At 50.0% G+C, this 24,585-nt stretch carries 25 protein-coding genes and 1 pseudogene; 23 read left to right on the top strand and 3 right to left on the bottom strand.

Going from position 1 to position 24,585, the window contains the following annotated elements; all coding sequences use genetic code 11:
- Positions 1-60 precede the first annotated feature (60 nt).
- The 21 genes and pseudogenes from QEH57_RS09140 to QEH57_RS24960 all read left to right on the top strand — a co-directional run.
- The gene (locus QEH57_RS09140; RefSeq protein ID WP_309006418.1) at positions 61-321 is read left to right on the top strand and encodes a hypothetical protein; all 261 of its coding nucleotides are present in this window, start codon (positions 61-63) and stop codon (positions 319-321) included.
- On the top strand, positions 322-717 hold the full coding sequence (locus tag QEH57_RS09135) for a type II toxin-antitoxin system VapC family toxin (protein ID WP_309006417.1): 396 nt from the start codon (positions 322-324) through the stop codon (positions 715-717).
- A gap of 505 nt (positions 718-1,222) precedes the next feature.
- Positions 1,223-1,726, top strand: coding sequence for a hypothetical protein (locus QEH57_RS09130; RefSeq protein ID WP_309006416.1), 504 nt, complete (start codon positions 1,223-1,225; stop codon positions 1,724-1,726).
- A 23-nt stretch (positions 1,727-1,749) separates the two neighbouring features.
- Complete coding sequence (locus QEH57_RS09125) at positions 1,750-3,027, top strand: nucleotide sugar dehydrogenase (RefSeq protein ID WP_309006415.1); 1,278 nt, start codon at positions 1,750-1,752, stop codon at positions 3,025-3,027.
- Positions 3,028-3,039: 12 nt separating this feature from the next.
- Positions 3,040-3,984, top strand: a complete 945-nt coding sequence (locus tag QEH57_RS09120) for a Gfo/Idh/MocA family oxidoreductase (protein ID WP_309006414.1) — start codon at positions 3,040-3,042, stop codon at positions 3,982-3,984.
- Complete coding sequence (locus QEH57_RS09115) at positions 3,981-4,640, top strand: acyltransferase (RefSeq protein WP_309006413.1); 660 nt, start codon at positions 3,981-3,983, stop codon at positions 4,638-4,640. The genes QEH57_RS09120 and QEH57_RS09115 overlap by 4 nt, the downstream gene beginning before the upstream one ends.
- Before the next feature lie 15 nt (positions 4,641-4,655).
- Positions 4,656-5,756: a DegT/DnrJ/EryC1/StrS family aminotransferase gene (locus tag QEH57_RS09110; RefSeq protein WP_309006412.1), complete on the top strand. Its 1,101-nt coding sequence runs from the start codon at positions 4,656-4,658 to the stop codon at positions 5,754-5,756.
- 25 nt (positions 5,757-5,781) lie between these two features.
- Positions 5,782-6,876 carry a UDP-N-acetylglucosamine 2-epimerase (non-hydrolyzing) gene (wecB, locus tag QEH57_RS09105; RefSeq protein WP_309006411.1) on the top strand — a complete coding sequence of 365 codons (1,095 nt, stop codon included), beginning with the start codon at positions 5,782-5,784 and terminating at the stop codon, positions 6,874-6,876.
- A 54-nt stretch (positions 6,877-6,930) separates the two neighbouring features.
- Positions 6,931-8,250 carry an oligosaccharide flippase family protein gene (locus tag QEH57_RS09100; RefSeq protein ID WP_309006410.1) on the top strand — a complete coding sequence of 440 codons (1,320 nt, stop codon included), beginning with the start codon at positions 6,931-6,933 and terminating at the stop codon, positions 8,248-8,250.
- Between the two features lie 139 nt (positions 8,251-8,389).
- Entirely contained in the window at positions 8,390-9,043 is a 654-nt protein-coding gene (gene hisH / locus QEH57_RS09095; protein WP_309006409.1) for an imidazole glycerol phosphate synthase subunit HisH, read from the top strand.
- Positions 9,036-9,791, top strand: a complete 756-nt coding sequence (locus tag QEH57_RS09090; protein WP_309006408.1) for an AglZ/HisF2 family acetamidino modification protein — start codon at positions 9,036-9,038, stop codon at positions 9,789-9,791. The genes hisH and QEH57_RS09090 overlap by 8 nt, the downstream gene beginning before the upstream one ends.
- On the top strand, positions 9,788-10,924 hold the full coding sequence (locus tag QEH57_RS09085) for an N-acetyl sugar amidotransferase (protein WP_309006407.1): 1,137 nt from the start codon (positions 9,788-9,790) through the stop codon (positions 10,922-10,924). The genes QEH57_RS09090 and QEH57_RS09085 overlap by 4 nt, the downstream gene beginning before the upstream one ends.
- Positions 10,925-10,931: 7 nt before the next feature.
- Positions 10,932-12,128 (top strand): glycosyltransferase family 4 protein, encoded by a 1,197-nt coding sequence (locus QEH57_RS09080; protein ID WP_309006406.1) that lies wholly within the window; start codon positions 10,932-10,934, stop codon positions 12,126-12,128.
- Between the two features lie 6 nt (positions 12,129-12,134).
- Positions 12,135-13,385, top strand: coding sequence for an O-antigen ligase family protein (locus QEH57_RS09075; RefSeq protein ID WP_309006405.1), 1,251 nt, complete (start codon positions 12,135-12,137; stop codon positions 13,383-13,385).
- Between the two features lie 5 nt (positions 13,386-13,390).
- Complete coding sequence (locus QEH57_RS09070; protein ID WP_309006404.1) at positions 13,391-14,521, top strand: glycosyltransferase; 1,131 nt, start codon at positions 13,391-13,393, stop codon at positions 14,519-14,521.
- A 1-nt stretch (position 14,522) separates the two neighbouring features.
- A complete protein-coding gene (asnB, locus tag QEH57_RS09065) occupies positions 14,523-16,394 on the top strand; it encodes an asparagine synthase (glutamine-hydrolyzing) (RefSeq protein ID WP_309006403.1) in 1,872 nt (623 codons plus the stop codon).
- Between the two features lie 17 nt (positions 16,395-16,411).
- The gene (locus QEH57_RS09060) at positions 16,412-17,647 is read left to right on the top strand and encodes a glycosyltransferase family 4 protein (RefSeq protein WP_309006401.1); all 1,236 of its coding nucleotides are present in this window, start codon (positions 16,412-16,414) and stop codon (positions 17,645-17,647) included.
- Between the two features lie 22 nt (positions 17,648-17,669).
- Positions 17,670-18,266, top strand: coding sequence for a sugar transferase (locus tag QEH57_RS09055; RefSeq protein WP_309006400.1), 597 nt, complete (start codon positions 17,670-17,672; stop codon positions 18,264-18,266).
- Complete coding sequence (locus QEH57_RS09050; RefSeq protein WP_309006399.1) at positions 18,253-18,903, top strand: acetyltransferase; 651 nt, start codon at positions 18,253-18,255, stop codon at positions 18,901-18,903. The genes QEH57_RS09055 and QEH57_RS09050 overlap by 14 nt, the downstream gene beginning before the upstream one ends.
- Positions 18,897-20,072, top strand: coding sequence for a DegT/DnrJ/EryC1/StrS aminotransferase family protein (locus tag QEH57_RS09045; RefSeq protein WP_309006398.1), 1,176 nt, complete (start codon positions 18,897-18,899; stop codon positions 20,070-20,072). The genes QEH57_RS09050 and QEH57_RS09045 overlap by 7 nt, the downstream gene beginning before the upstream one ends.
- Positions 20,073-20,086: 14 nt before the next feature.
- Positions 20,087-20,227, top strand: a pseudogene (locus QEH57_RS24960) (sugar transferase); the annotation flags it as partial.
- Between the two features lie 91 nt (positions 20,228-20,318).
- Here QEH57_RS24960 and QEH57_RS24955 read toward each other — a convergent pair.
- Positions 20,319-20,558, bottom strand: coding sequence for a DUF6290 family protein (locus QEH57_RS24955; RefSeq protein ID WP_343224766.1), 240 nt, complete (start codon positions 20,556-20,558; stop codon positions 20,319-20,321).
- Positions 20,555-20,971, bottom strand: a complete 417-nt coding sequence (locus tag QEH57_RS09040) for a putative toxin-antitoxin system toxin component, PIN family (RefSeq protein ID WP_309006397.1) — start codon at positions 20,969-20,971, stop codon at positions 20,555-20,557. The genes QEH57_RS24955 and QEH57_RS09040 overlap by 4 nt, the downstream gene beginning before the upstream one ends.
- Positions 20,972-21,589: 618 nt before the next feature.
- On the opposite strand from QEH57_RS09040, the gene QEH57_RS09035 reads away from it, so the two are divergent.
- On the top strand, positions 21,590-23,104 hold the full coding sequence (locus QEH57_RS09035; protein WP_309006396.1) for a capsule assembly Wzi family protein: 1,515 nt from the start codon (positions 21,590-21,592) through the stop codon (positions 23,102-23,104).
- A 582-nt stretch (positions 23,105-23,686) separates the two neighbouring features.
- On the opposite strand, the gene QEH57_RS09030 is transcribed toward QEH57_RS09035, so the two are convergent.
- Positions 23,687-23,836, bottom strand: a complete 150-nt coding sequence (locus tag QEH57_RS09030) for a hypothetical protein (RefSeq protein WP_309006395.1) — start codon at positions 23,834-23,836, stop codon at positions 23,687-23,689.
- 56 nt (positions 23,837-23,892) lie between these two features.
- Here QEH57_RS09030 and QEH57_RS09025 point away from each other — a divergent pair, with 56 nt between their 5' ends.
- Positions 23,893-24,177, top strand: a complete 285-nt coding sequence (locus QEH57_RS09025) for a type II toxin-antitoxin system RelE/ParE family toxin (protein WP_309006394.1) — start codon at positions 23,893-23,895, stop codon at positions 24,175-24,177.
- Positions 24,178-24,585 lie beyond the last annotated feature (408 nt).

The following is a 24,585-nucleotide window of genomic DNA, read 5'->3' as shown; positions in this document are numbered from 1 at the left end:
CAGAAAGCCAGACTATGCAGAAACATTGACGTGGTTCACTCCTTCATCCATTCATGAACCATGAAATCAATCACAATTCACAAACTAGATGCTGATCTGGCCGAGCAACTCGAAAAGCGAGCCCGCAGAGACGGAACCTCGCTCAACCGAACAGTGAAATCCATCCTACGCACCAGCTTGGGCTTGGACAGAAAGGCAATAGAAGACCACAGATCCGACTTCACCGACCTCTTCGGCAGCTGGTCCCAAGAGGACGCATCAGCCTTCGACGAGCGCACGAGCAAAGTTCAGACTGTCAATTCCAGCGACTGGGAGCGGTAGATGGCAAAGATCACCTTAGACACCAATGCCTACAGCGCCTTCATGAAGGGCGACGAAAAGGTCCTCGACACCCTTGCCAGCGCAACCACCGTGTACCTGCCCCTGTTCGTGATCGGCGAACTCCACTACGGTTTTCGAGGCGGCAGCAAACTCCAAGAAAACCTAAGTCAGCTCAAAGCCTTCTTGAACAAACCCACTGTCGATTTCTGGCTCCCAACCCTGGAGACCGCACAGATATACGGCGAAACCCAAGACCAGCTCAAACGCGCCGGTAGCCCAATTCCCATAAACGACATCTGGATCGCCAGTGCCTGCATCGAATCGGGCTCCACTTTGGTCACCTTCGACCAGCATTTCCGAAAAATCCCCGGCCTACGCCTCTGGCCCTGGATTTGACTCCCCATGGGCCACCCAATTTCCACCCAAACATCCTCCGTCGCAGAACCCAAACTCCCCCCACCCTACGTGCCGTAGGCACCTGCTCGGCGAAGCCGACCTGACAATTCCTCCCCGAAACAACCACACATTACGCGACCGCCTTCGTTGTAGCGAAGGCCAGATACAACCCGACTCTTCGCGCATCTTGGTGACAAAAAACAAACCTCACGTCGCCCAGCGACACCTATTTGGCCGCTGGCCAACCTAACCACCAAAACTCCGTGCCCCTAGCGTACTCAGCGGTTAATGCACGTCCACACACTTTGCCAATCCCGATCCTAGATTACCGGATCACCGATAACCGATCGGCCGCATCCGCGGCCGTGTTCATTTTTTCTTGAACTCCCTGAACCAACCTTCAGTACTTCCCGCATTTCCCATCACGCGACCTTCTCGATCTTCTACCGAGGCGACGCCGACACAGGAGCAACGCGACCAACCATTATTAATTTTTAAATCTTCAATGGCGAATTACAGTGAAGCCCCATCCAGCGAAACGCGCGACGCCATCATCGCCTACTTCGTGAACGCCGCCCAAGCCTTCGGTATCCCCAAATCCATCGGCGAAATCTACGGCCTCTTTTTCGCGACCGATGCGCCTCTCGCTCTCGACGACGTCATCGAGCAACTGCAAATCAGCAAAGGCTCCGCTAGCCAAGGCATCCGCTTCCTGCGCAGCATCAACGCCCTAAACCCCACTTACATCCCCGGCGACCGCCGCGACCACTTCAAAGCCGAAACCAGCCTCCGCCGCATCGCTGACGGTTTGATAAAAGAGCGCATTAAACCCCAGCTCGCATCCGGCGCTGAACAGCTAAAAGCCATCCAAAACCAGACCCGAAAAACAGAACTAGGCGAATACCAAGACCAACTTGCCACCATCCGCACCTGGAGCAAAAAGGCCGACCTCGTCCTGCCCTTCGTCTCAAAATTCCTAGGCGACAAAAGCAAACCAACCGTAATCTAATTTCACAATCCACGCACTTCTGCATGAAAAATATAGCAATCGTAGGACTCGGCTATGTCGGCCTCCCTCTCTCAATTCGATTTTGCCAATCTGACGTCAAAGTAATCGGACTCGACGTCAACAAAACGCAAGTCGACAAGCTCAACAGCGGAAAGAGCTATATAAAGCACATCAGTTCCGACGATATCGCTCCAATCGTGGACCAAGGCTTATTCGAAGCCAGCACTGATTTTAGTCGCATCGAGGAAGTGGAAGCCATCATCATCTGCGTCCCCACCCCGCTAAACAAATACCGAGAGCCGGATCTCTCCTACGTACTTGCCACCGGCCGCTCCATCGCCCCCTACCTCAACAAAGGAACCCCCAACAAACTCGTCGTGCTCGAGAGCACCACCTACCCCGGAACCACCGAAGACGAACTCCGCCCCATCCTCGAAGAAGGCTCTGGTCTTACAGCCGGTAAAGACTTTCACCTCGCCTTCTCTCCAGAACGCGAAGACCCAGGCCGCACTGACCACAGCGTCAAGACCATCCCCAAGGTAATGGGCGGCTACACTCAAGTCTGTCTCGACAAATGCGTCGCTCTCTACAGCAAGGCTCTCGACGCCGTCCATCCCGTCCCTTCCTGCCGCATCGCCGAAGCCACCAAACTCACCGAAAACATCTTTCGCTCCGTCAACATCGCGTTGGTCAACGAGCTCAAAGTCGTCTACGACAAGATGGGCATCGACGTCTGGGAAGTCATAAACGCCGCCGCCACAAAACCCTTCGGCTACATGCCTTTCTACCCCGGCCCCGGCCTCGGCGGGCACTGCATTCCCATCGATCCCTTCTACCTGACTTGGAAAGCACGCGAAGTTGACCAGCACACTCGTTTCATAGAGCTGGCTGGCGAGATCAACACCGCCATGCCCGACTACGTTGTATCCAAAGTCTCTGACGCACTAAACGCGGAAAAGAAATCCATCAATGGCTCTCGCATCCTCCTACTCGGCATCGCCTACAAGCCAAACGTCGACGACGCCCGTGAATCCCCCAGTTACGTCCTGCTAGAAAAACTTGAAACGCGTGGCGCCGAAGTTTCCTTCAACGATCCCCACGTCCCAGAAATACAACCTTCCCGCGAACACCCAGACTTGGCCGGACGCAAATCAGTGGAAATCACGGACGATTACGACTGCATCCTCCTTGCCACCCATCACGATGAGTACAAAAGTTTTAACTTCTCGAAGTTCAAATGCCCCCTGATCGACACTCGTAATTGCATCACCAATACGCCTTCAAAATATTACAAAGCGTAACGCTACCTATTCATGTCTGAGAATTCATCCAACGTAGCTGTAATCGGAGCAGGAAACTGGGGCAAAAATCTCGTTAACAACTTCGAGCAACTGAGAGCCCTCGTTTGCATTGCCGAGTCCCATCCAGACCTTCAAGCCAAGTTCAAAGAGCAGCTCCCGAAGATCCCCATCTACGACGACTACCACCAGGTCCCACTCGACCAGATCGATGCAGTGGCCATCGCTACACCAGCCCCAACCCACCACGAAGTCGCCAGCTACTTTCTCGAAAACGGCAAGGACGTCTTCGTTGAAAAGCCAATGACCCTCGCCTCCAAGGAGGCCATCGCTCTGCAAGCCCTTGCAGAGCGAAACAACCGCATCCTGATGGTCGGCCACCTCCTACTCTACCAACCTGCTATCCAGTTCATAAAAAAGTTCATCTCGGAAGGCAAGCTGGGCAAGCTCTACCACCTCCACCAAGAACGCAAAAAACTGGGCCGCGCCCGCTATGTAGAGAACGTCACCTGGAGCCTCGGGGTCCACGACATCGCCGTCCTACTCTATCTAGTTGGCGAACAGCCAAAGCACATCTTTGCCTCCGGCCATTGCGGACTGCAGAAAACAGTCGAGGACGACGTCTATGTGCACATGCAATTCGTCGACGGCGTCAAAGCCCACCTGCACAACTCCTGGATTTGGCCGGAAAACCGTCGCCAACTGACCATTGTAGGCGAAAAGGGTATGCTCTTATTCGACGAAATCAACAGCCGTGTCACCTATCACAACAAGACCATAGACGCCGATCTCAACAACTGCGACCAAGGCAGCAAAGTCGTCTTCGAAGGCACCGAGCCACCCCTCAAGCTCGAGCTCCAGCACTTCCTCGACTGCGTCGCTAGCCGCACCACGCCCATCTCCGATGGGCAAAACGGTATCGACGTCGTCACTACACTCGAACGCCTCATGATGCTATGAGTTCCTTCTACGCCCACCCCACTGCCATCGTCGACCAAGGCGCCCAGATCGGAGACAACTCAAAGATCTGGCACTTCGCCCACGTATTCTCCAAAGCCCGCATCGGCCAAAACTGCAGCTTCGGACAAAATACCATGGTCTCCGACGAGGTCGTTGTCGGCGACAACGTCAAAGTGCAAAACAACGTCGCCATCTACACTGGCACCGTCATCGAAGACGATGTCTTCCTAGGCCCATCCTGCGTGCTGACCAACGTCACCAACCCGCGGTCCCAAGTAATCCGCCGCAACCTCTACGAAAAAACGCTCATCCGCCGCGGCTCCACCATCGGAGCAAACGCCACCATCGTCTGCGGCATCACCCTCGGCCGCTACTGCTTCATCGCCGCCGGCGCCGTCGTCGCGAAGGACGTGCCCGACTACGCCCTCATTGTCGGCGTTCCCGGCAAGAAAGCGGGCTGGATGAGCCGCCACGGACACATCCTCAAGAATCCGGACGCTGCGGGCATCATGACCTGCCCGGAAAGCGGCTACCGCTACCAAGAAAAAGACGGCGCCCTCACCTGCCTCGACTTAACCGAAGACCAGCCACTACCAGACTCCCTCAGCAAAGGCGAACGCAGCTACGACGAATTTAAACAGCAAACCAACTCCTAGTCTCCCAGATTTACAATGGTCCCTTTCATCGATCTCAAAGCGCAGCAAGACCGCATCAAACCGCAAATCGACGTCGCCATCGCACGCGTCCTCGAACACGGCAAATACATCATGGGCCCCGAGGTCCAAGAACTCGAAGAACGTCTAGCCAACTACGTCGGCGTTAAGCACTGCATCGGCGTTGCCAGCGGGACCGACTCCCTCCTCATCGCCATGATGGCCCTCGGCATCGGTGCGGGTGATGAGGTCATCACCGTCCCCTACACCTGGATCTCAACCGCCGAAATGATCGCCCTGATCGGCGCCACCCCCGTCTTCGTCGACATCGAAGAAGACACCTGGAACATGGACCCCGCAAAACTCGAAGCCGCCATCACCCCCAAAACCAAAGCCATCATACCCGTCGGCATCTTTGGCCAAACCGCAAACATGACCGCGATCAACCAAATCGCCGCCAAACACGGGAACCTCGCCGTCATCGAAGACGCCGCCCAAAGCTTCGGCGCCACCCACCACGGCAAGCGCTCCTGCGGACTCTCCACTATCGGCAGCACCTCCTTCTTCCCCTCCAAGCCTCTAGGGTGCTACGGAGACGGCGGGGCCCTCTTCACAGACAACGACGACCTCGCCCAACGCATGCGCCAGATCCGCGTCCACGGCCAAGCCCAAAAACACCACCATCCATTGCTCGGCCTAAACGGACGTCTCGATACCATCCAAGCCGCCATCCTCCTCTGCAAACTGGATATCTTCGACGAAGAAACAAAACTCCGCCAGTCCGTGGCCCAAAGTTACGACCAAGTCTTCGCAGGCACCACCAAAGTCCAAGCTCCGCGCGTCGGCCCGGAAAACACCTCCGTCTACGCCCAGTACACCATTCTCACCCCAAAACCCGACACCCTCAACCAACAGCTGAAAGACCAAGGCATCCCCTCCGTCAGCTACTACGCCACACCTCTTCACCTGCAACCCGTCTTCGCCTACCTTAACCACAAAAAGGGCGACTTCCCAATCACCGAAAAAGTAGCATCGCAAGGCCTGAGCCTCCCCATGAGCCCGTATCTGAAAAGAAACGATATTGACTCCATAAAAACCACATTAGCCACTACAATCTAAATTTACTCGAAACTCGACAGATACCATGAGACTTACTACAATCGTCGGAGCTCGACCACAGTTTATCAAGGCTGCCGCCGTCAGTAAAGCCATCGTTGATCACAACGCCAACAACGATAATAAAATAATTGAAAACATTATACACACAGGACAGCACTACGACGAGAGAATGAGTTCCATATTCTTCGAGGAACTAAAAATCCCCAAGCCAACAAAGAACCTTAAACTGGGGGGCGGCACACACGGGCAGATGACAGGCGAGATGTTAAAAGCAATTGAAGAACATCTTATAGACTCCTCGCCGGACATGCTTTTAGTGTACGGCGATACCAATTCGACCCTCGCAGGGGCGCTTGCCGCCGCAAAGCTTCACATTCCAGTCGCCCATGTAGAAGCTGGCCTACGCTCATTCAACAGACAAATGCCCGAAGAAATAAACCGGGTTCTCACCGATCACGTTTCGACACTGCTTTTCTGTCCTACAACTGCATCGGTAACAAACTTGCATAAGGAAGGAATCACAAAGGGCGTTCATCCTGTCGGTGATGTAATGTACGACGCCACGCTCGCTTTCACCAAACAGGCAGAGAGTCAAAGCAAGACCCTCCGCAGCCTCAACCTATCTGCTTCTAGCTTCATCTTCGCAACCATCCACAGAGCAGAAAACACCGACAACAATTCAAGGCTGGCGGAAATTGTATCCGCTATAAACGAACTTTCTAGCAACCACACAATTGTGCTTCCTATCCATCCGAGAACAGATATTGCACTCACGAAACACCAACTCAAATTCAATAAGGATGTCCTAATAATCCCTCCGACATCTTACCTCGACACACAGATTCTGATTAAGAACGCCATAGCCGTCCTAACCGATTCGGGCGGCATGCAAAAAGAAGCATACTTCCACAAAACAGAATGCATAACACTAAGAGACGAAACGGAATGGATTGAAACCGTGACCGCTGGCTGGAATCAACTCGCAGGAGCAAGCAAGAATCGTATTCTTGAAAGTTTAAAAGCAACAGGTCCATCCAAACACAAGAAAACCATAGACGAATACGGCACGGGAAACGCTTCAATAAAAATTTTGAGTCACTTGCTCGAACACTGTGACTGAGGCCTTCTTTCCATTCTCAAAAGCCACAATAAACACCCTTTGATTCCGAACCGAGTGAGCTCTTCTTCAAACAACCGAGCATTTCTCTCGAATATAGCGAAACTGGCTAGCAGCACAACCGCAGCACAAATAATAGCCCTGCTCTCCAATGTGGCCCTCACCAGACTGTACTCTCCCGATGCCTTTGGAGTAGCTGCCTTCGCGGCTTCCACAGCTGCATCATTAGCAGTCTTTTCGACTCTACGCTATCAATTTGCAATCGTCACTACGAACACAAGAATCGAAAAGATACGACTAGTGCAACTAGCGCTAAGTCTGGCGGCGATTTCTTTTATCGTTTTCCTAACTATTCTACCACTTTTATGGTATACGAATGCACTTCCAAGTGACATTCCAATCTCAGTTGCACTATTGATTCCCGTTCTCGCGCTATCGACTTCAGTCGTTTCGATACTGACAAATTATCAGAACAGTCAAAATGGCTACAACTCCATAGCAAAATCCACCATAACCCAGTCAACCGCTAGAGCAGGAACATCAATACTTACAGGTATCAAATGGCCAACAGGACTCAGCCTTACACTAGCCCAAACCCTGTCTACAGCCCTTTCCATCATACCCTTAATAAAGGATTCAAAGATACTGAGACACCTTTTCCTAAGCGAAACCCAAAACATAAATAAGCTCCGAGAGACAGCTCGGAAACATTCAAAATTCCCAAAGTTCGACCTATGGGCAGACTTGTTAAACACAACTTCGGCAAACTCCCCAATTTTCTTGGCTACGATACTATTCGACAGCGCTACCTCCGGCCTCATCAGCCTTAGCCAACGGGTAATATCACTTCCTGTATCCGTCATAGCGCAAGCTACAGGCCAAGTTTTCTACAAAAGGGCAAACGATCTAAAAGACACTCCAGAACAACTCTCTCAACTCACTCAAAAGACCTACCGCAGTCTCTCGGCAATCTCGATCCCACTAACTGTCGTACTACTCCTATTCGGAGAGAATTTATTTGCTATAGTATTTGGAGAGAATTGGGCCAGAGCGGGCCTACTTTCTCAATATTTAATTACCGCAACTGCCTACCAACTAATTGCAGCTCCTCTTTCTGCCTTGGTTTGGGTATGCAACAAACAAGAGTTCTCTCTATACTTTTCCATCATTCTCTACATCCAGCGCGTAGGGTCATTCACAATACCAATACTTATCGGATCCTCCCTAGAAACCACAATCCTCGTATACTCCATCTCAGGCTCAATTGTCTGGTACCTCTACTCACTATATTTACTTAGCCTAACAAAATCAACAACACCGCTAAACTGCCTAGCAAGCCTACCTCCCATAATACTGTTACTAATAAACATAGTATAAAAAACTCAACACACGCTCCTATGCCGAAAAAGCTTTATTTTCGCGGAAACCAATCCAAAAGCAATGCACCTAGTCCAAACTATTTCCCCCGCAAATACCCCCCCCAAAAAAAAAGCAACCCGACACCAACCACCAAACAATGAACACAGCCATCGACACAAAGCAAACAACCGTCGGCGTTCTGGATCTTAGCATTGGAAACACAGGATCAATAATAAACATAATCAAGTCCGTAGGAGGAAAAGCTGAACGTATCAAAGATCATCAGCATATTGAGCGATACAACGCTTTAGTGCTGCCGGGAGTAGGCAGGTTCGACCACGGCATCACACGACTTCGAAACCTTGGGTTCGAAGAACCCCTTACAAGGGCCGTACTCAAAAACAAAACTCCAATACTTGGTATTTGCTTAGGCATGCAGCTCATGTGCAACGACTCAGAAGAAGGCTCCTGCCCCGGTCTAAAATGGATCGATGCTTCCATCAAAAAATTGCCAAGAGAACACAATGGAGAATCCATGATCATCCCCCACATGGGATGGAACCGCATTCGCACAGACACCGTACAGGGCTTATTCAAAGGGCTAGATAACGCTCGCTTCTATTTCGTACACTCATACGGATTAATCAAACCGAACGAAACACTACAATCCGCAACAACTACCTACGGTACAACATTCATATCCGGTTTTATAAAAGAAAATATTCTCGCCGCACAGTTCCACCCCGAAAAAAGCCACAAACATGGGAAGTTATTTTTCCGCAACTTCATCGATTGGATTTCCGATGTTTGAGAAACGACTGATTCCAACCCTACTGTACAAAGATCGAGGGTTCGTAAAAACGATTCAATTTAGCAAGCCGCGCTACATTGGCGATCCGATAAACACCTTAAAGATCTTCAACGAAAAGGAAGTCGATGAAATCGCCGTACTCGATATCGATGCATCAACCAAAAATAGAGGACCTGATTTCAATTTCATAAAATCTATCACCAACGAGTGCTTCTTCCCTCTTTCCTACGGGGGTGGAATTACGACAATAGCCCAAATCGAACAGATTTTCTCTCTTGGAATCGAAAAGGTGATCCTAAACTCTAGCCTTGCACTAAACCCCTCACTCACGAAGGAAGCGGCTAGGTCATTTGGCAATCAAAGCATTGTTGCCTCCATAGACGTAAAACAAAGCTTATTTGGAAAGCAAGCAGCCTACACACACTCTGGAAAAAGGAAGATAAACGTTCCCCTAGCGGATTATGTCAGATCAGTTGAAGATCTTGGCGTTGGTGAATTAGTCATCACGTCAATAAATAGAGAAGGCACCTACAAAGGTTACGATCTTCAATTAATCGAAAACGTACGACAACTCGTTTCCATTCCAATCATCGCAAATGGAGGAGCGAGCAATTACAAAGAAGCAGAAAATGTATTTTCACTCAATTGCAGTGCCGCCGCAGGAAGTATATTCGTATACCACGGCCCCCATAGATCAGTACTGATAAATTATCCAGAAAGAGATCAGCTCAAAAGAATTAACCAATGAAAAGTGCAGACTATTTTATATGCAATCGTTGCGTCATGGACTCAACCGCACCAAGCATACAGGCAAACACCGATGGCACATGCAATTTCTGCAATTCCTTCCACGATAAGGAAGGAAAAATTGTAGACAGTTCAGGCTCCACCCTCAACCGATGGGTCACACAAATCCAGCGAGAAGGAAAAGGAAAACAGTACGATTGCGTAATCGGAGTAAGCGGAGGCGTGGACAGCACCTATACCGCCTACAAAGCAAAAGAGCTTGGCCTTAGACCTATTGCAGTACACCTAGACAACGGATGGAACTCTCAATTAGCAGTAAAAAACATTGAGAACACTTTAAATAAGCTAGACATCGACCTGTACACGCATGTCATCGACTGGAACGAATTCAAAGACCTACAACTCTCATTCCTAAAGGCATCAATACCAGGCATGGAGATCCCAACCGACCATGCCATATATGCACTACTCAACAAATCGGCCATTAAGTTTGGCACTCGCTATATAATAAACGGGTCCAATTTTCGCATGGAACATATAATGGATCCTGCGTGGTCGGAAATGGTCGGCCAGATGGATTGGCTACTCATAAAGAACATACACAAACAGTTCGAAAACTCCCCCTTAAAAACCTACCCAAGAATGACGCGACTGGATCTTTATCGCACGCGTCTACTAAACAAACACATCGTAATCAACCTGCTCGACTTGATCCCTTTCAGTAAGACGGAAGCAATGCAAACGATCCAGAACGAGCTTGGCTGGGTTTACTACGGTGGAAAGCACTACGAATCTATTTACACACGCTTCACACAAGGGTATATACAACCCATAAAATTCGGCTTCGACAAACGACGAGCACACCACTCCAACCTAATCTGCATGGGCGAGATGTCTAGAAATGACGCTCTCCAGAACCTCCAAAAGTCTCCATACCCCAACGAAGCGATGCTCCGAGAGGACAAGGAATTCGTTATCAAGAAACTAGATCTAGACGAGGAGAGCTTTGAGAAGATAATGAAGACTCCCATAAAATCATACAAAGATTACAAAGGATACCACAACCATAAGATTCACAAATTCATCTACGAAACCGCACTAGACCTTCACCTGAAAAGAAAGAGAACCACATAATCCCACTATGCGCATACTCTACGTCACAGCCTTCTGGAGTGGGTTGAAAGATATTCTATTGGAAAACAAAGCCGAAGCCTCAGGCATGCCTGCCTTCATCAAACCTCTCAAGCACCTACTAGAGCACAGCCACTCGATAGATCTACTAATTGCTTCCGATAAAAACTCCACAATAACCCTCCCAAGGGAACATTGGTTAGGAAAATGCAAAGTCCGAACTTTCCGCTTTCAAACAAAAGGCACACTGACACGTGCTACCTCTTATCTCTCAGCCACCGCAACAGTCACCAAAACGTTGGTAAAGCGAAAGTATGATTTTGTCTATATGCAAGGTTCCTCCGGCACCGTAGCGAATATTCCAGCCCTACTACTCAACATCAAAGCAGGGCAGCGCCTATACGGCACTTTCCTCGCAGAGAAGTCAGGAAAACAATCCCTGCTCAAAACCCTACTACAACACCCCCTAGAGGCTTTGGCCTTGATCCTGCCAAAAGCATTCCTACTGATAACCAACGATGGCACCAAAGGCGATATACTTCATAAGAACATTGGAAACTCTCTTTACAGTTTTCATTTTCTACTAAACGGAGTCGATCTTCCACCCATCTCACGCGAGAGCAAAACGCCAAGAGGCGAGCAAATTCTCTTCTACCCCGCAAGACTCGAAAGATGGAAAAGACAAGATATTGCGCTCGAGATCCTATCAAAGCTTCATCACATACATCATTTAAAATTCAGGCTGGTTTGCGCAGGGCACATCTACGACAAAAGCTGGCACACTGAACTACTTGAGAAAGCCGAAAACCTCGGAGTTGCCCCTTACTTCACACACCACGAACGACTGAATAAAGAAGAAATGATTCAGACCTACAGCTCCTCCTTCGCAACACTCTCCCTATACGATCTATCCAACCTAGGTAACGTCGCAATAGAAGCACTTGCGACAGGAGCTCTCTTAATGGCACGAAACGATGGCTCCCTAAACTCGCTCGTCGCAAACAAAAAAAGTGCAATATTGATCATGAACGCCGATCAAGGAGCTCACGAGATAGCTCGGTTGTACGAAGCACCGCAGGAACGACTAAAACTAATGAAGAGTGCGAAAGAAGTTGCGCAAAAGGTTTTCAAACCGTGGAGCACACGCTGCAGAACAGAAGAGGCAATCATCAAATCATCTGGGAGCTGCACAATCAACATCATATAGGGCACAATGAGCACTCTCCAACGGCCCAAACTCGCAATAAGACTGCCAAAAATCCCACACTTCGAAGTATCCATCGTGCTTCTAGTATTTGCAGGAAAGTTGAAGGCCGTCGCTCCTTTTTCACTACTCCCCTTTGACTTCACAGGAGCCGCCCTTGTCCTTTGCACAGCGACAGCTATCGGACGCATATCCATAAAGAAAAAACTCCCAAAGCAAATCATAATTGCACTAGCCTTTTTCGCTCCCATACCAATTTTGGTCGCCACCTCAGTCGCTTGGTCCCCACAAGGAATCTATTCCCTAAGCAAAGCCATAAACTTTTGCTTAATAACCACACCAATCCTAGTCCTCCCTCTCATTGTTAGAAACATAAAACTATCTGCAATAATACACACGACATTCGCACTCGCCCTTTTGTACGCAATTCTATATTTTTACAAACAGTCTACCAACCCAGAAGAGACTATCGAAATCAACTACCTATCGAGTTCTAGATTCATCGCAACCGGAGCCTGCATAGGAATCTGCCTTTCAACAGTCGCACTCGCAACCGGTAAAATCGGAGCATTCACAATACTAATAGCTGCCACCATTGGCCTCACCACCTCGACCTTTATAACTGGCGGAAGAATGCCACTGATCGCACTGTTAACCACAACAGCAGCGAATATAATATATTATTTGTCATCACTATCCCACGGGAAACAAAAACTAGAGCAGATAGGATTCGGTTGCCTATTTGGAGTAGCATTAATTGTCGCGATCGGCTCCCTAAAATCACAGACTACCTTCGACTTCCACACCCTCAATCGCATAACTGTACTTTTCAACGAAACAGGCATGGGCGACTCCGCCACTGCGAGAATATCACTAATCAACGCATCCCTTGAGGCAATCAACACAAATCCACTAACAGGCACTGGTGCGGGAGGACTAGGAGACGGAACAGACAGAGTATACTCACACAATCTATTCCTAGAAGTTATCACTGAATATGGAATAGTCCCATTCATCGCGCTTTGCCTACTGATAGCCCATTCCTTCGGGTCGCTTATTGCAGCGCATACAAAAGGGTGCCCCAATTCCATCGTGCTTACCATTCTTTCAATTCACCTCTTTAACTTAACAAACGCTATGGTAAGTGGCGACTTGAACGACAACAGAGCTCTCTTCTTCACAACCTCGCTCTCAATCTTGACTGCGACAATCCGAGAGCAAAAACCAACCATTCGCTCTCACTTCCGTGGCACAATATAGTGAAAATGGATATCGTTCACGCAACCACAGTACACCAGAGAGGCGACACTCGGATCCTCTTAAAAGAGTGTCAATCACTCGCCAAGGACCATAGATATTCAGTCACACTGTGGGTGAAAGATGGCCTACCACCTGAAACCAACGCGAAAGTGAAAATCCAAAGCATTGGTGACGCACCAGCAAACCGGACCAAGCGTTTCTTATCTGGAATATTATCACTCGCCATCAATTCCACCCGCAGAAAGCCTGACATTATTCACATCCACGACCCAGAGCTAATCACCCTGATCCCTCTCTTAAAAGCATTGAGAGTAAGCGTTATATTCGACATGCATGAGAATGTCCCAAAGGACATCGCAAGCAAGCATTACCTATCGCCTAACCAAAAGAGTTCGATTCACTTACTGTACAAAATTTTCGAGCGAATTTTAACTCTTTGCGACTTTGTTATTTTCGCAGAAAACTCGTACAAAAGCAACTACACCTGGCTAAGCTCAAAGGTAACTATTCTAAATTACCCGAAAACTGAATCGATCCCCAAGCGATCGCCCCAAAAGGATTTCACTTTCGGCTACCTCGGTGCAGTTTCGCACAATCGAGGAATCGTCCCTGCAATCAGAGCAGTAAAACGACTACGCGAAACAGGAATTTCAGCCACTTTTCTGTGTATCGGACCAATCGACCCAAAAGTAAGCTCGGATCCTGATTTTACGGAAGCACTCAACGAGGGTTGGCTGAATGCCCCAGGGAGAATCCGAGCCGATGAAGCATGGCCCCAAATAGCGCGCTGCCAAGTCGGGCTAGCAATACTGGATCGCGAGGAAAACTTTATTACCTCATATCCGACAAAACTGTTTGAGTATATGTCGATTGGAATCCCAGTCATCACATCGGACTTTCCACTTTACAGAGCCGTCGTAGACAAAGCAGATTGCGGATTAACCGTTCCACCCGAGGACCAGATAAAAATATTTCAAGCAATGAAACTTCTAGCAACTGACGATAGCCTTTGCACACAATTAGGCGAAAGAGGGCGCCAGTCCGTCCAAGAACACTATTCGTGGAATTCACAAGAGAAGAAGCTACAGTCGCTTTACAGCCTGCTGTATTCTAATAAAACAGGAGTGCCCATATAACATGTGTGGAATCATCGGTTACATTTCTAAAAACGCCATAGACAAGAATCTTTGGCACAATGCAATCAAAAGCCAACAGCACAGAGGGCCAGACACTCAGGGCGAGTGGCATGGAAACCATCACTCCTGGAAAGTCGGTTTCGCTCATCAAAGACTCTCCATTATAGACCTAAGCCGAGCCGGACACCAACCAATGGTCTCGAAAAACGAGTCAGTCCTCTCGTTTAATGGTGAATTATACAACTATTTGGAGCTCAAGCGGGAATTAACTTCAAAAGGCAATCACTTCAACGGCAATTCAGATAGCGAGGTTCTCTTGAACGCCCTGGAACACTGGGGGTCCGACAGCACCAACCAAAAAGCGGACGGCATGTGGGCTTATTCGTTTTTCAACGACGCGGAAGGTATCCTAACCTTGTCTAGAGATCGATACGGTGAAAAGCCCCTCTACTGGACCTACGCTGAAGGAACGTTCCTATTTGCTTCGGAACTCAAATGCCTACTCGAGCTCACAGGTCGCAAACATGAGCTGAACCCAACCCCAATTAAAAGGTACATTCTTCAGTCGCTCATTGATTCGACGGAGGAAACATTCTTCGAAGGGATCCATCAGCTTGCTCCAGCGAGCTCAATGACGCTCGACCTCAAAAAGGATAAACTATACCCTCAGCCCTACGCATACGCAACCATCGGCAAAAAAGCGTTCGACCCGAACCAAACCGAATGTGAAATATTTGAACAGCTAGAATCCTCTTTCACCAAAAGCGTTGAGCGTCGACTTAGGAGCGATGTCCCCGTCGGCATATTACTTTCTGGCGGATTAGATTCGTCTGCAATCGCGTCCGTGGCGATCAAAATATCAAACTCAGACGCAACACTCCTTTCAGCAGTTAGTAGCGATAGTAGATTCGATGAATCTGAGCATATCAACAGAATGGGGAAATACTTAGATCGACAAGTTCACTCCATTCAACTAACAGAGAACCCAAACAAACTATTCTCTGACTTAGAGGAAGCAACTTGGTTTGCAGATCACCCGATATCAAATCTCTCAAACCTTGCCCACCGCAAACTGATGCAGCGAGCCAAAGAGCTTGGCATTACTGTGATACTGAGTGGGCAAGGAGCAGACGAACTACTATGCGGCTACAAGAAATATCTGGGCTTCTACGTTCAAACTCTTCTTCGAGAAGGAAAAATTGCAAAAGCCCTGAGTGTCATAGCTGGCTTCTACAAGAACAAGTCTATCGTAAACCAATTCAATTTCGCGGAAGCAAAACGCTACATTCCCGGGTTAGGTAAAAAATCAGATATCGAGCATCTCGGTCCGAAACTCAATGAACCAGGCCTAATTCCGCTCGGCATCAAAAAAGGCCAATCCTTAAAATCGCGGCAAATTGAAGATGTATGCCTATATTCCGTACCAAATCTCAACCACTATGAAGACAGAATGTCGATGTCTTATAGCCGGGAAATCCGACTTCCCTTTCTAGAATCGACCTTCGTAGACTATGCTCTAAGCCTCCCCCCCCACCTTAAACTAAACGGAGGTTGGACCAAGTATGCGTTTCGCAGGGCCATGGAAAAACACCTTCCGAGTGAAATAACATGGAGGAAAGATAAACAAGGCTTCGTCAATCCACAAAGCGAATGGATAAAGCATCAACTCCGAGACCATATCCTTAATGAGTACATGCCTTCTGATGCATTGATGTTTAAATCGGGATTAATAAAGGAGCAGGGGCTTCACAAGCTATACAACTCGTATTGCAATCAAAAAGCAAACTCGGGTCGAATTTGGTTTCGAGAAATCTTCAACCCAATAGCCTTAGAAATCTGGCTCAGAAAATTCGAGAAATACATCAGTATTTAAAAAGCTTAAGAACCGGCATGAACGTGCAGCAATCCATAGACAAATCTAAACGAAAACTGCTCTACATACATCAGCATTTTTGCACCCCAAAAGGACACGGAGGAACAAGAAGCTATGAGTTCGCCAAGCGATGGAGCCACAAAAATTACGACATAACGATCATCACAGGGCATGGTTATGACCAAACACTCACCACTCGAGGAACATCTAAAATCGAGGGCTTTACAGTTAAACTACTCGGATCGAAATATCACAACACCATGGGATTCCATAGAAGAGTCGCCTCTTTTTTTCGATTCACGATTGAATCTACTCTATTCTGTTTACGACATGGAAAAAAATACAATTTGGTCCTTGCAACTAGTACACCGCTCACGATCGCAATCCCTGCCCTAACCTGCAGCTTGGTTCACAAGACTCCCTTCATATTCGAAGTTCGCGATGTTTGGCCCGATGTTGCGATTGAAATCGGCGCACTCAGAAATCGAACGCTCAAGAAATTGGCATTCTTCCTAGAGAGGATTGCGTATAAAAAGGCGTGCCATATTGTACCCTTGTCTTCTGGAATGGAGTCGAGAATCCTTGGCAAGGGAGTCCCCGCAGAAAAGTGCACAACAATTCCCAATTGCTCCGATACAGACCGTTTTTATCCAAACTGCACACGCCGCTCCAAATCAGATAAATTCAGAATTCTATATTCCGGAAGTATTAGCCTAGCGAATGATATCGAGTTTCTCGGAGAGCTTGTGTTAGCAGCAAAGCCTATGAAACAAGTTGAATGGGTATTCGCAGGCGAAGGAAACAGGCTTTTCTGGCTCGAAAAATTCGCCTTTGAGAACAAGCTTTCGAACCTCAAAATTTTGGGAAAAGTTGCGAAGAACGAACTACCGAAACTATTCTCGAGCTGCCACGCAGGCTTGGTTTCGTTCCGATCCGAGCCCATTTTTTACGAAAATTCCCCCAACAAGTTCTTCGACTACGCGGCAGCAGGCCTACCTACTATCTTCACTCGGACAACTTGGCTTGCTGACGTCGTAGAGGAAAACGATATTGGATTCATCTCCAAAGATAGATCTACAGCACCAATACTGGACTACATAACTCAATTGTCCTCTTCAGAGGCAAAGCGGATCGAATCATCAAAAAGAATCAGAACTATCGCCGAAACCATGTTCTCCCGAGACCTAATGGCCAAAAGATACGAAGCACTGCTCTCTAGATTCGCTGATACAAAACGCATTCCCAATAAGTGAGAAACAACGACTCTTTAAAACATTGAAAAGGCTAACAGACATAATAATCTCACTCACACTCTTGGGAGCACTGTTTCCACTAATCGTACTTATCTCAATCTTCGCGTGGCTGAAGATTGGGAGGCCCATCTTTTTCACACAAATTCGCCCAGGGAAAGGAGGTCAGCCTTTCGCGATGACTAAATTTCGGTCCATGAAAAACCTTGTCGACTCTCAGGGCAATCCACTTTCAGACTCTGAACGACTCACGAAATTTGGCCGCTTGCTGCGAGCGACGAGTCTAGACGAACTCCCGGAGCTCTGGAATGTGCTGAAGGGCGAAATGAGCCTTGTTGGGCCGCGTCCCCTCCTCATGGAATACCTCCCCTTATACAACGAACGCCAGATGCGACGACATGAGGTTCGCCCTGGGATAACAGGCTGGGCCCAAGTTAACGGTCGCAACGCGATTAGTTGGGAACAGAAATTCGAACTCGACCTGTACTACGTAGAAAATCAATCGCTCTGGCTGGACGCTAAAATTCTCCTGATGACGGTGATGAAAGTATTCGCCAAAGAAGGCATTTCGTCCGAAACCAGTGCGACCATGGAAAAGTTCACTGGGAATGAGCGAAACTAGTCACCTCAAGAAGCTTGCGATCATCGGGGCCAGCGGCCATGGCCTCGTTCTCGCAGAAAGCGCCGAGAAAACGGCAAAGTGGAAACATATTGAGTTCTACGATGACGCCTTTCCTGAAAAAACAGACAATCCTCCCTATCGAATTCAAGGTACCAGCGAAACCGCAATGGGACTGAATCCACAAGAATACGACTTCGCATTGGGAATCGGAAACAATAAGATCCGTTTCGAATTAGCTCAAAAGCTGGAACACACCGGATACAGCCTCCCCGCAATCATCGATCCTTCTGCGGTCGTTTCGAAGTACGCACAAACCCACGCGGGCGCCTTCGTCGCAGCAGGAGCTGTCGTCAACGCAAGGACTACCATCGGAAAGTTCACCATCATCAACACAAAAGCGGTCGTAGAGCACGATTGCACCATCGCTGACGGCGTCCACATCAGCCCGAACTCCTCCATAGGAGGCACCGTCACAATAGGTGGACTTACATGGATCGGAATTGGGAGCTGCGTCAAAAACAACCTCTCTATTGGCTCGAACTGTGTAATCGGAGCAGGCTCCGTCGTCGTTTCTTCCATCGACGACAATACCCTTGCCTACGGAAATCCTGCCAAGAAAAAGCAACCGACATGCTAAACACTCATTTCAGCCCTTGGCCTTCTTTCACCGAAGAAGAAGCCGAAGCCGTCAAACAGGTGATCCTATCCAACCGTGTCAACTACTGGACCGGCCGAGAATGCCGCGCGTTCGAGAAGGAATTCGCCTCGTTGTGCGATTGTGAATACGCAGTCGCCGTGGCGAACGGAACTCTAGCCCTCGACGCCTGCTGGGCGGCCCTCGACATTGGTCCCGGCGACGAAGTCATCGTGACATCACGGACCTTCCTTGCGAGTGCCTCATCCATCGCGAATTCCGGAGCCCGACCTGTATTCGCAGACGTCGATCGGGATAGCCAAAACATAACCGTGGGCACGATCGAGCCACTCCTCACATCGAAAACGAAAGCCATTCTTTGCGTCCATCTTGGAGGCTGGCCCTGCGACATGGACAGTATCAACACTCTAGCAAAGGAGCATAGCTTGTTTGTGGTTGAAGACTGTGCGCAAGCTCATGGAGCCAAAATAAACGGCAAGTCGGTAGGCTCCTTTGGCGATCTTGCTGCATGGTCCTTCTGTCAGGACAAGATCATGACGACCGGTGGTGAAGGCGGCATGGTGACCACCAACAATCAAGAGCTTTGGAGTAAGGTTTGGTCTCTTAAAGACCATGGTAAAGACTACGACACGGTGTACCACAAACAGCACCCTCCCGGCTTTCGCTGGCTCCACAATTCCCTCGGCCACAACTGGCGCATGATGGAAGTGCAAGCCGCAATTGGCCGCATCCAGCTAAAACGAATGCCTGACTGGAAAGAGACACGCACTAAAAACGCTATGCAAATCGCCGAAACCTGCAAAGGCATGCCCTGCTTACGTACGCCCTTGCCCTCGATTGGCAGAGAGCACGCGTGGTACAAATTCTACACCTTCGTTCGACCGGAGTCGCTCAAGTCCAATTGGACCCGCGACCGAATTATGAATACCATCACAGAACAGGGAGCTCCCTGCTTCAGCGGCTCCTGCTCGGAAGTCTACCTAGAAGGAGCATTCCAGAGGATGGGACTTGCTCCTAGCGAGAGCCTACCCATCGCCAAAGAGCTCGGCGAAACCGCACTGATGTTCCTCGTCCACCCGACACTCACAAGCGAAGAAATCGAAAAGACCTGCAACGTGATCAAATCCGTCTGCGAACAAGCCAAACGCTGAGCCGACATGTCCAGTCCACCCCGAAGCCGCTGGCCGAAACCGATGCCCAGATGCTCGAAACCCTCTGCGTCAAAGACTATTTCCGCTACATCCTCTTGACCGTGACCGGCAAGGGAGCGGGAGACCGCGTGAAGCCGCCTGCGGCGAATAGTTGATCCATGATCGCAATCGGTGACCCCCGAGCAAAATGCGGTGTCCTGACCGCCCAGCCGCTATGCGGCTTCGAGATCGCGATGATCGCAGAGGCTAATTGAGCTGATCCGACTCAAGCGGTGGTCGATCCCTAACGCTGCCGAGGATTTCTCGAAACGCCTTCTCGCTACCACGGTTCGCACGCTCCTTCAGATACTCAAGCGTCAACACTGCTGACAGCTTCTCGGACGCAGCGGAGCTTATGAACTGGTTCAACGAAATTCCGTCGCGCTTGGCGACCTCCTTTAGTTTTCGATGCAGTGACTCTGGTAGCCTGATTGTAATCGCGCTCATCGTTTTCCTTTCTTCTTAAGATATTCGCCAGGTGTAAGAACCTTGATCCCGAATTTCTCGCATCCGGAAAAGTCCTTCTTGTTGTGGGTTAAAATAGCATGAGCCTCAAAAGCGACAGCTGCCTCAAGGACGAGATCGTCCTTCGGATCCTTGAGGACGGGCCGCCAGAGGAAAAAGACATCCAAAAGCTTCGCCTTACTGCATATAAAATCCAGAACCGATTCCGCCTCTTCGTCTGTGAAATCCCCCGACAAGGGCGGGCGCCGCAACACATCGGAGTATTCTTCGTACAGCCCTACTGACAACCCCACGTCCAAAACCGAATTCGCCAAATCTTGCAGCACGAGGTACGAAGCCCCCTTTGACGAGTACAAACCCGCATAAAGTACATTCGAGTCCAGAACAACTCGCATGGTTTCACATACGCAACCAAACCATGTACCAAGTCAACGATAAACTCGCTCTAAGGTCGTGACCGGGTCCTGATTTGCCCCCTCGATCCAACGCGGCTGACGGAAAGTTTTCTGGCACCCCCCGAAATCACCGCGTTGCCTTGAGCACGAGCTCAGGATATCGACTCTGTTCACGCTCAAAGCGCCGGCCGAAACCGCGATCCGTATGCGTAAGACCCTCTGCGTCAAAGACTACTTCCGCTCCATCGTCATCGGCAAAGGTGCAGGAGATTGGATCAGGCCGCCTACGCCGGATCGGTGATCTATGATCGCGAAGCGAGTGAACCTAAAGTCGCAAAGCGACACCTATTTGGCCACAGGCCAACCTGACAATCCTCATTCCTGAATTACCACAATCAGTGCCCATCTGTGTCTATTGTCTCTTCGCTTCGCTCCTCGATTGTCGTCACTTCGTTCCTCGGTAGTGGTTAAATCAAAACCAAGTCCTCCACTTTTTGACACGTCTGGTTGGTGTCGCTCCGGTACACAACTCCCCACAAACTCCGCGATTGTCTCGCAGTTCGCGGTTAAAATAACTTTGCGTCCTCCGCGCTCTTCGCGGTTAAGAAAAGCCTTCACATGCAAAAGCTCCTTCCACTCTTCGCCATCACCCTCGCCACTAACGCATTCGCCTCCCCCCGCATCGAGTCGGATTCCATCGCGAGCCGGCACGACATGCAACTGCTGCGGGACAACGGGGCCATCGAGAGCGCCGCGCTAACGTGGCCTTGGCCAATGGGGCGTGCCACGCCCGATTCAAGATTGAAGATTGAAGATTCGGGATTCGGAGCACCATTAAACAGATTCGAAGACAACTACGAAGAAGAGAGCGAACTGGGATTAAGAAAGACGAAAACTTCGATTTCCCTCGCGACTGATACGCTCCCTTTCCGATCCTTCGGCTCGCAGCCGCGCGAGCAGTTTGAAGCCTCCCTATCCCAGTCATGGCTGAGCGAATGGTTCGCAGGGAACATCAGCCTCACTTACGCGGACAATCCCCTTGACGGCGACGAGTTCCGACTCGACGGGACCTACCTCGCGATAGCCCTCGGCAACTGGTCCTTCGGCATCGACCAGGTGGACCGCTGGTGGGGGCCCGGCTGGGACGGCTCGCTGATCCTCTCCAACAATGCCCGCCCTGTCCCCGCCCTCTCACTCACCCGCATTTCGCCCGATGCCTTCGAAAGCAAGTGGCTAAAATGGATCGGTCCCTGGACCTTCAACACGTTCATGGGGCAGCTCGACAACGACGAAGGGGATCGGCCCGGATCCGACGCCCGGCTCTTCGGCATGCGCATCGACTTCACCCCCTTCGGCTGGGAAAATCTCGATATCGGACTCAGTCGCACCGCTCAGTGGGCGGGAGACGGTCGCCCAGGAGGGTTGGACACCTTCAAAATGCTTCTCCTCGGCGAAGACAACCGCGTCAACGGCGTGACAGCGGACAACGAACCGGGCAATCAACTAGCGGGCATTGATTACCGCCTGCGTATCCCCGGCTACAATTTGGCTCACTACTTACAAATTATCGGCGAAGACGAAGAAACATTCCTCCCCGACGCCAATATGCTTCTGGCTGGAATTGAAACGTGGGGAAAGCTCGACCGATCCGACGCAACTTGGCGGGTCTACTTCGAATGGGCAGACACCCGAGCCGGCTACCTACGACGCGATCCGACGCCCTCCCGCGACTTTAACACCGCCTACAACCACGGCATCTACCGTTCTGGTTACCGTCGCAAGGGCCAAGCAATTGGACACGCCATGGATGGAGACGGCGTCATGCGCTCCATCGGCGGATTCATCGTGCAGGAAAACGGCAACCTCTGGGGAGCCAAGTACCGCAACTACTCCCTTAACCGCGACGGCCGCGGCCCCCATTCCATCACCATCGACCCAGTCGAAGGAAGCTCGCTCGAAGTGTTCGCGGAACTGAATGACCTCACCCTTCTACCTTTCGTCAGCGATCAGCGTTCAGCCATTAGCCATCCGAAGCTCACCTTCGGAATCCACTACATCGACGAGGAGAACCAGGTTACCGGCAAGAGCGATTCGGACTTCGGCGGGCATGTGACGATTACCACAAGTTTCTAGTTCGGCAAACGCCCAAATTGAAAACTGCAGATTTGGCATTGAAGATCAAATAACTGCCGAGGACGCTAAGCTCGCCGAGGGAGAGATTGGGTTGTTTCAGCAGACTAACGGAGCGGCTGTTCAACCCAAGAGCAATCCAACGAACGACCCGAAACTTGCCCCATTTATTTATCCCAAATAGTCTCGTCGCCATACTCCTCAAGCGTCGACCAGCAGACTGGGTTGGGCAATCTCCGCCGTGAAAAACAAACCCTAACGTCGATCCGCGACACCTCCTCGGCCGAAGGCCAACCTGACCCCATTTCGCGAACAAACCGCACAACGCCCGCGAAGCAGCACCCCATCAAAAGCGCCCGCAGCCATCAGGCTGCCCTTTGCAAAAAGGTCATCAGACCTTCCCATGAGAGTTCTCAGAAAATTTGCGTTCATCCGCGGCTTAACCTTAACCCTTACCGCAGCCAGACTTCGACACGGAATCCTTCCAAATTGACAGAACAGCGACACTGTGCAACAGATAGCGACATCATGGCGAAAACCCAAGGAATAAGGCTCGACCCTGAGACTCAGGACCGACTCAAATGGCTAGCCGAACAGCGAGACCGGAGCATGAATTACCTCATAAAAGAAGCCGTGGGCCGGTATTTGGAGGATGAGGAGCGTTTCGAAAGGGAACGAATCGAAGACAAGGATCGACTGGAGCACTTTCTCCACACCGGTGAGCATATCAGCCATTCTGAGATGAAGCAAAAACTAGAACAGCTTCTGTCTAGGGCACGGCAAGCGGCTTCATGAGGCCGGTCTGGCTAAAGGAATCCGAGGAAGACATACGAAGGCTATTTGAGTTTCTATTCGAAAAGAGTCCGAACGCCGCGGCTCGGGCGATCGAATCCATTCTGGAGAAATCTGAGATGCTGAGCGACTTTCCCGACATAGGACACTTGATGAAAGACAACAGCGGCAGACGCGAACTGTTCATCCCTTTCGCTGCTGGAGCGTACGTGTTGCGCTACTACGTGTTGAACGACTACGTGGTCATCGTAAGGATCTGGCACAGCAGGGAATCGAGATACTGATGCATCATCTCAGTGATTTGATGCCCAATTGGATAAGCCACAGATTACTGTGATCGTGAAAGGACGGTGGGCGAGTAGAGCGTCCAGCAATTCGCTCTGGAAACCTGAAGATCAATCAACTGTGTTCTGCGATTAAGAGAACGAAACCTACCGTCGCTCAGCGACACCTACTTGGCCGAAGGCCAATCTGACCCAACCCCGCAACCTGAACGCTCGCCGCGCTCGAGGAGCGCAAAGCATCCGTAGGGCATCTAACAATTCCCCCATTGTTTCGTCGCGTTTTGCCCCAAACGTCATCACGAAGAGACGCGGCAAGCGAAATTGTCTCGTCACTCTGCTCCTCAAGGGTCGCACAAGGTGCTCGATACACGACGTTCGCGATTAAAAAAACTTTGCGTCCTTCGCGAT

The sequence above is a fragment of the Pelagicoccus sp. SDUM812005 genome (assembly GCF_031127875.1).
In the GTDB taxonomy this organism is placed as follows: Bacteria; Verrucomicrobiota; Verrucomicrobiia; order Opitutales; family Opitutaceae; genus Pelagicoccus.
The sequence above is the reverse complement of the archived record's forward strand: the minus strand, read 5'-3'. Positions and strand labels throughout refer to the sequence as shown.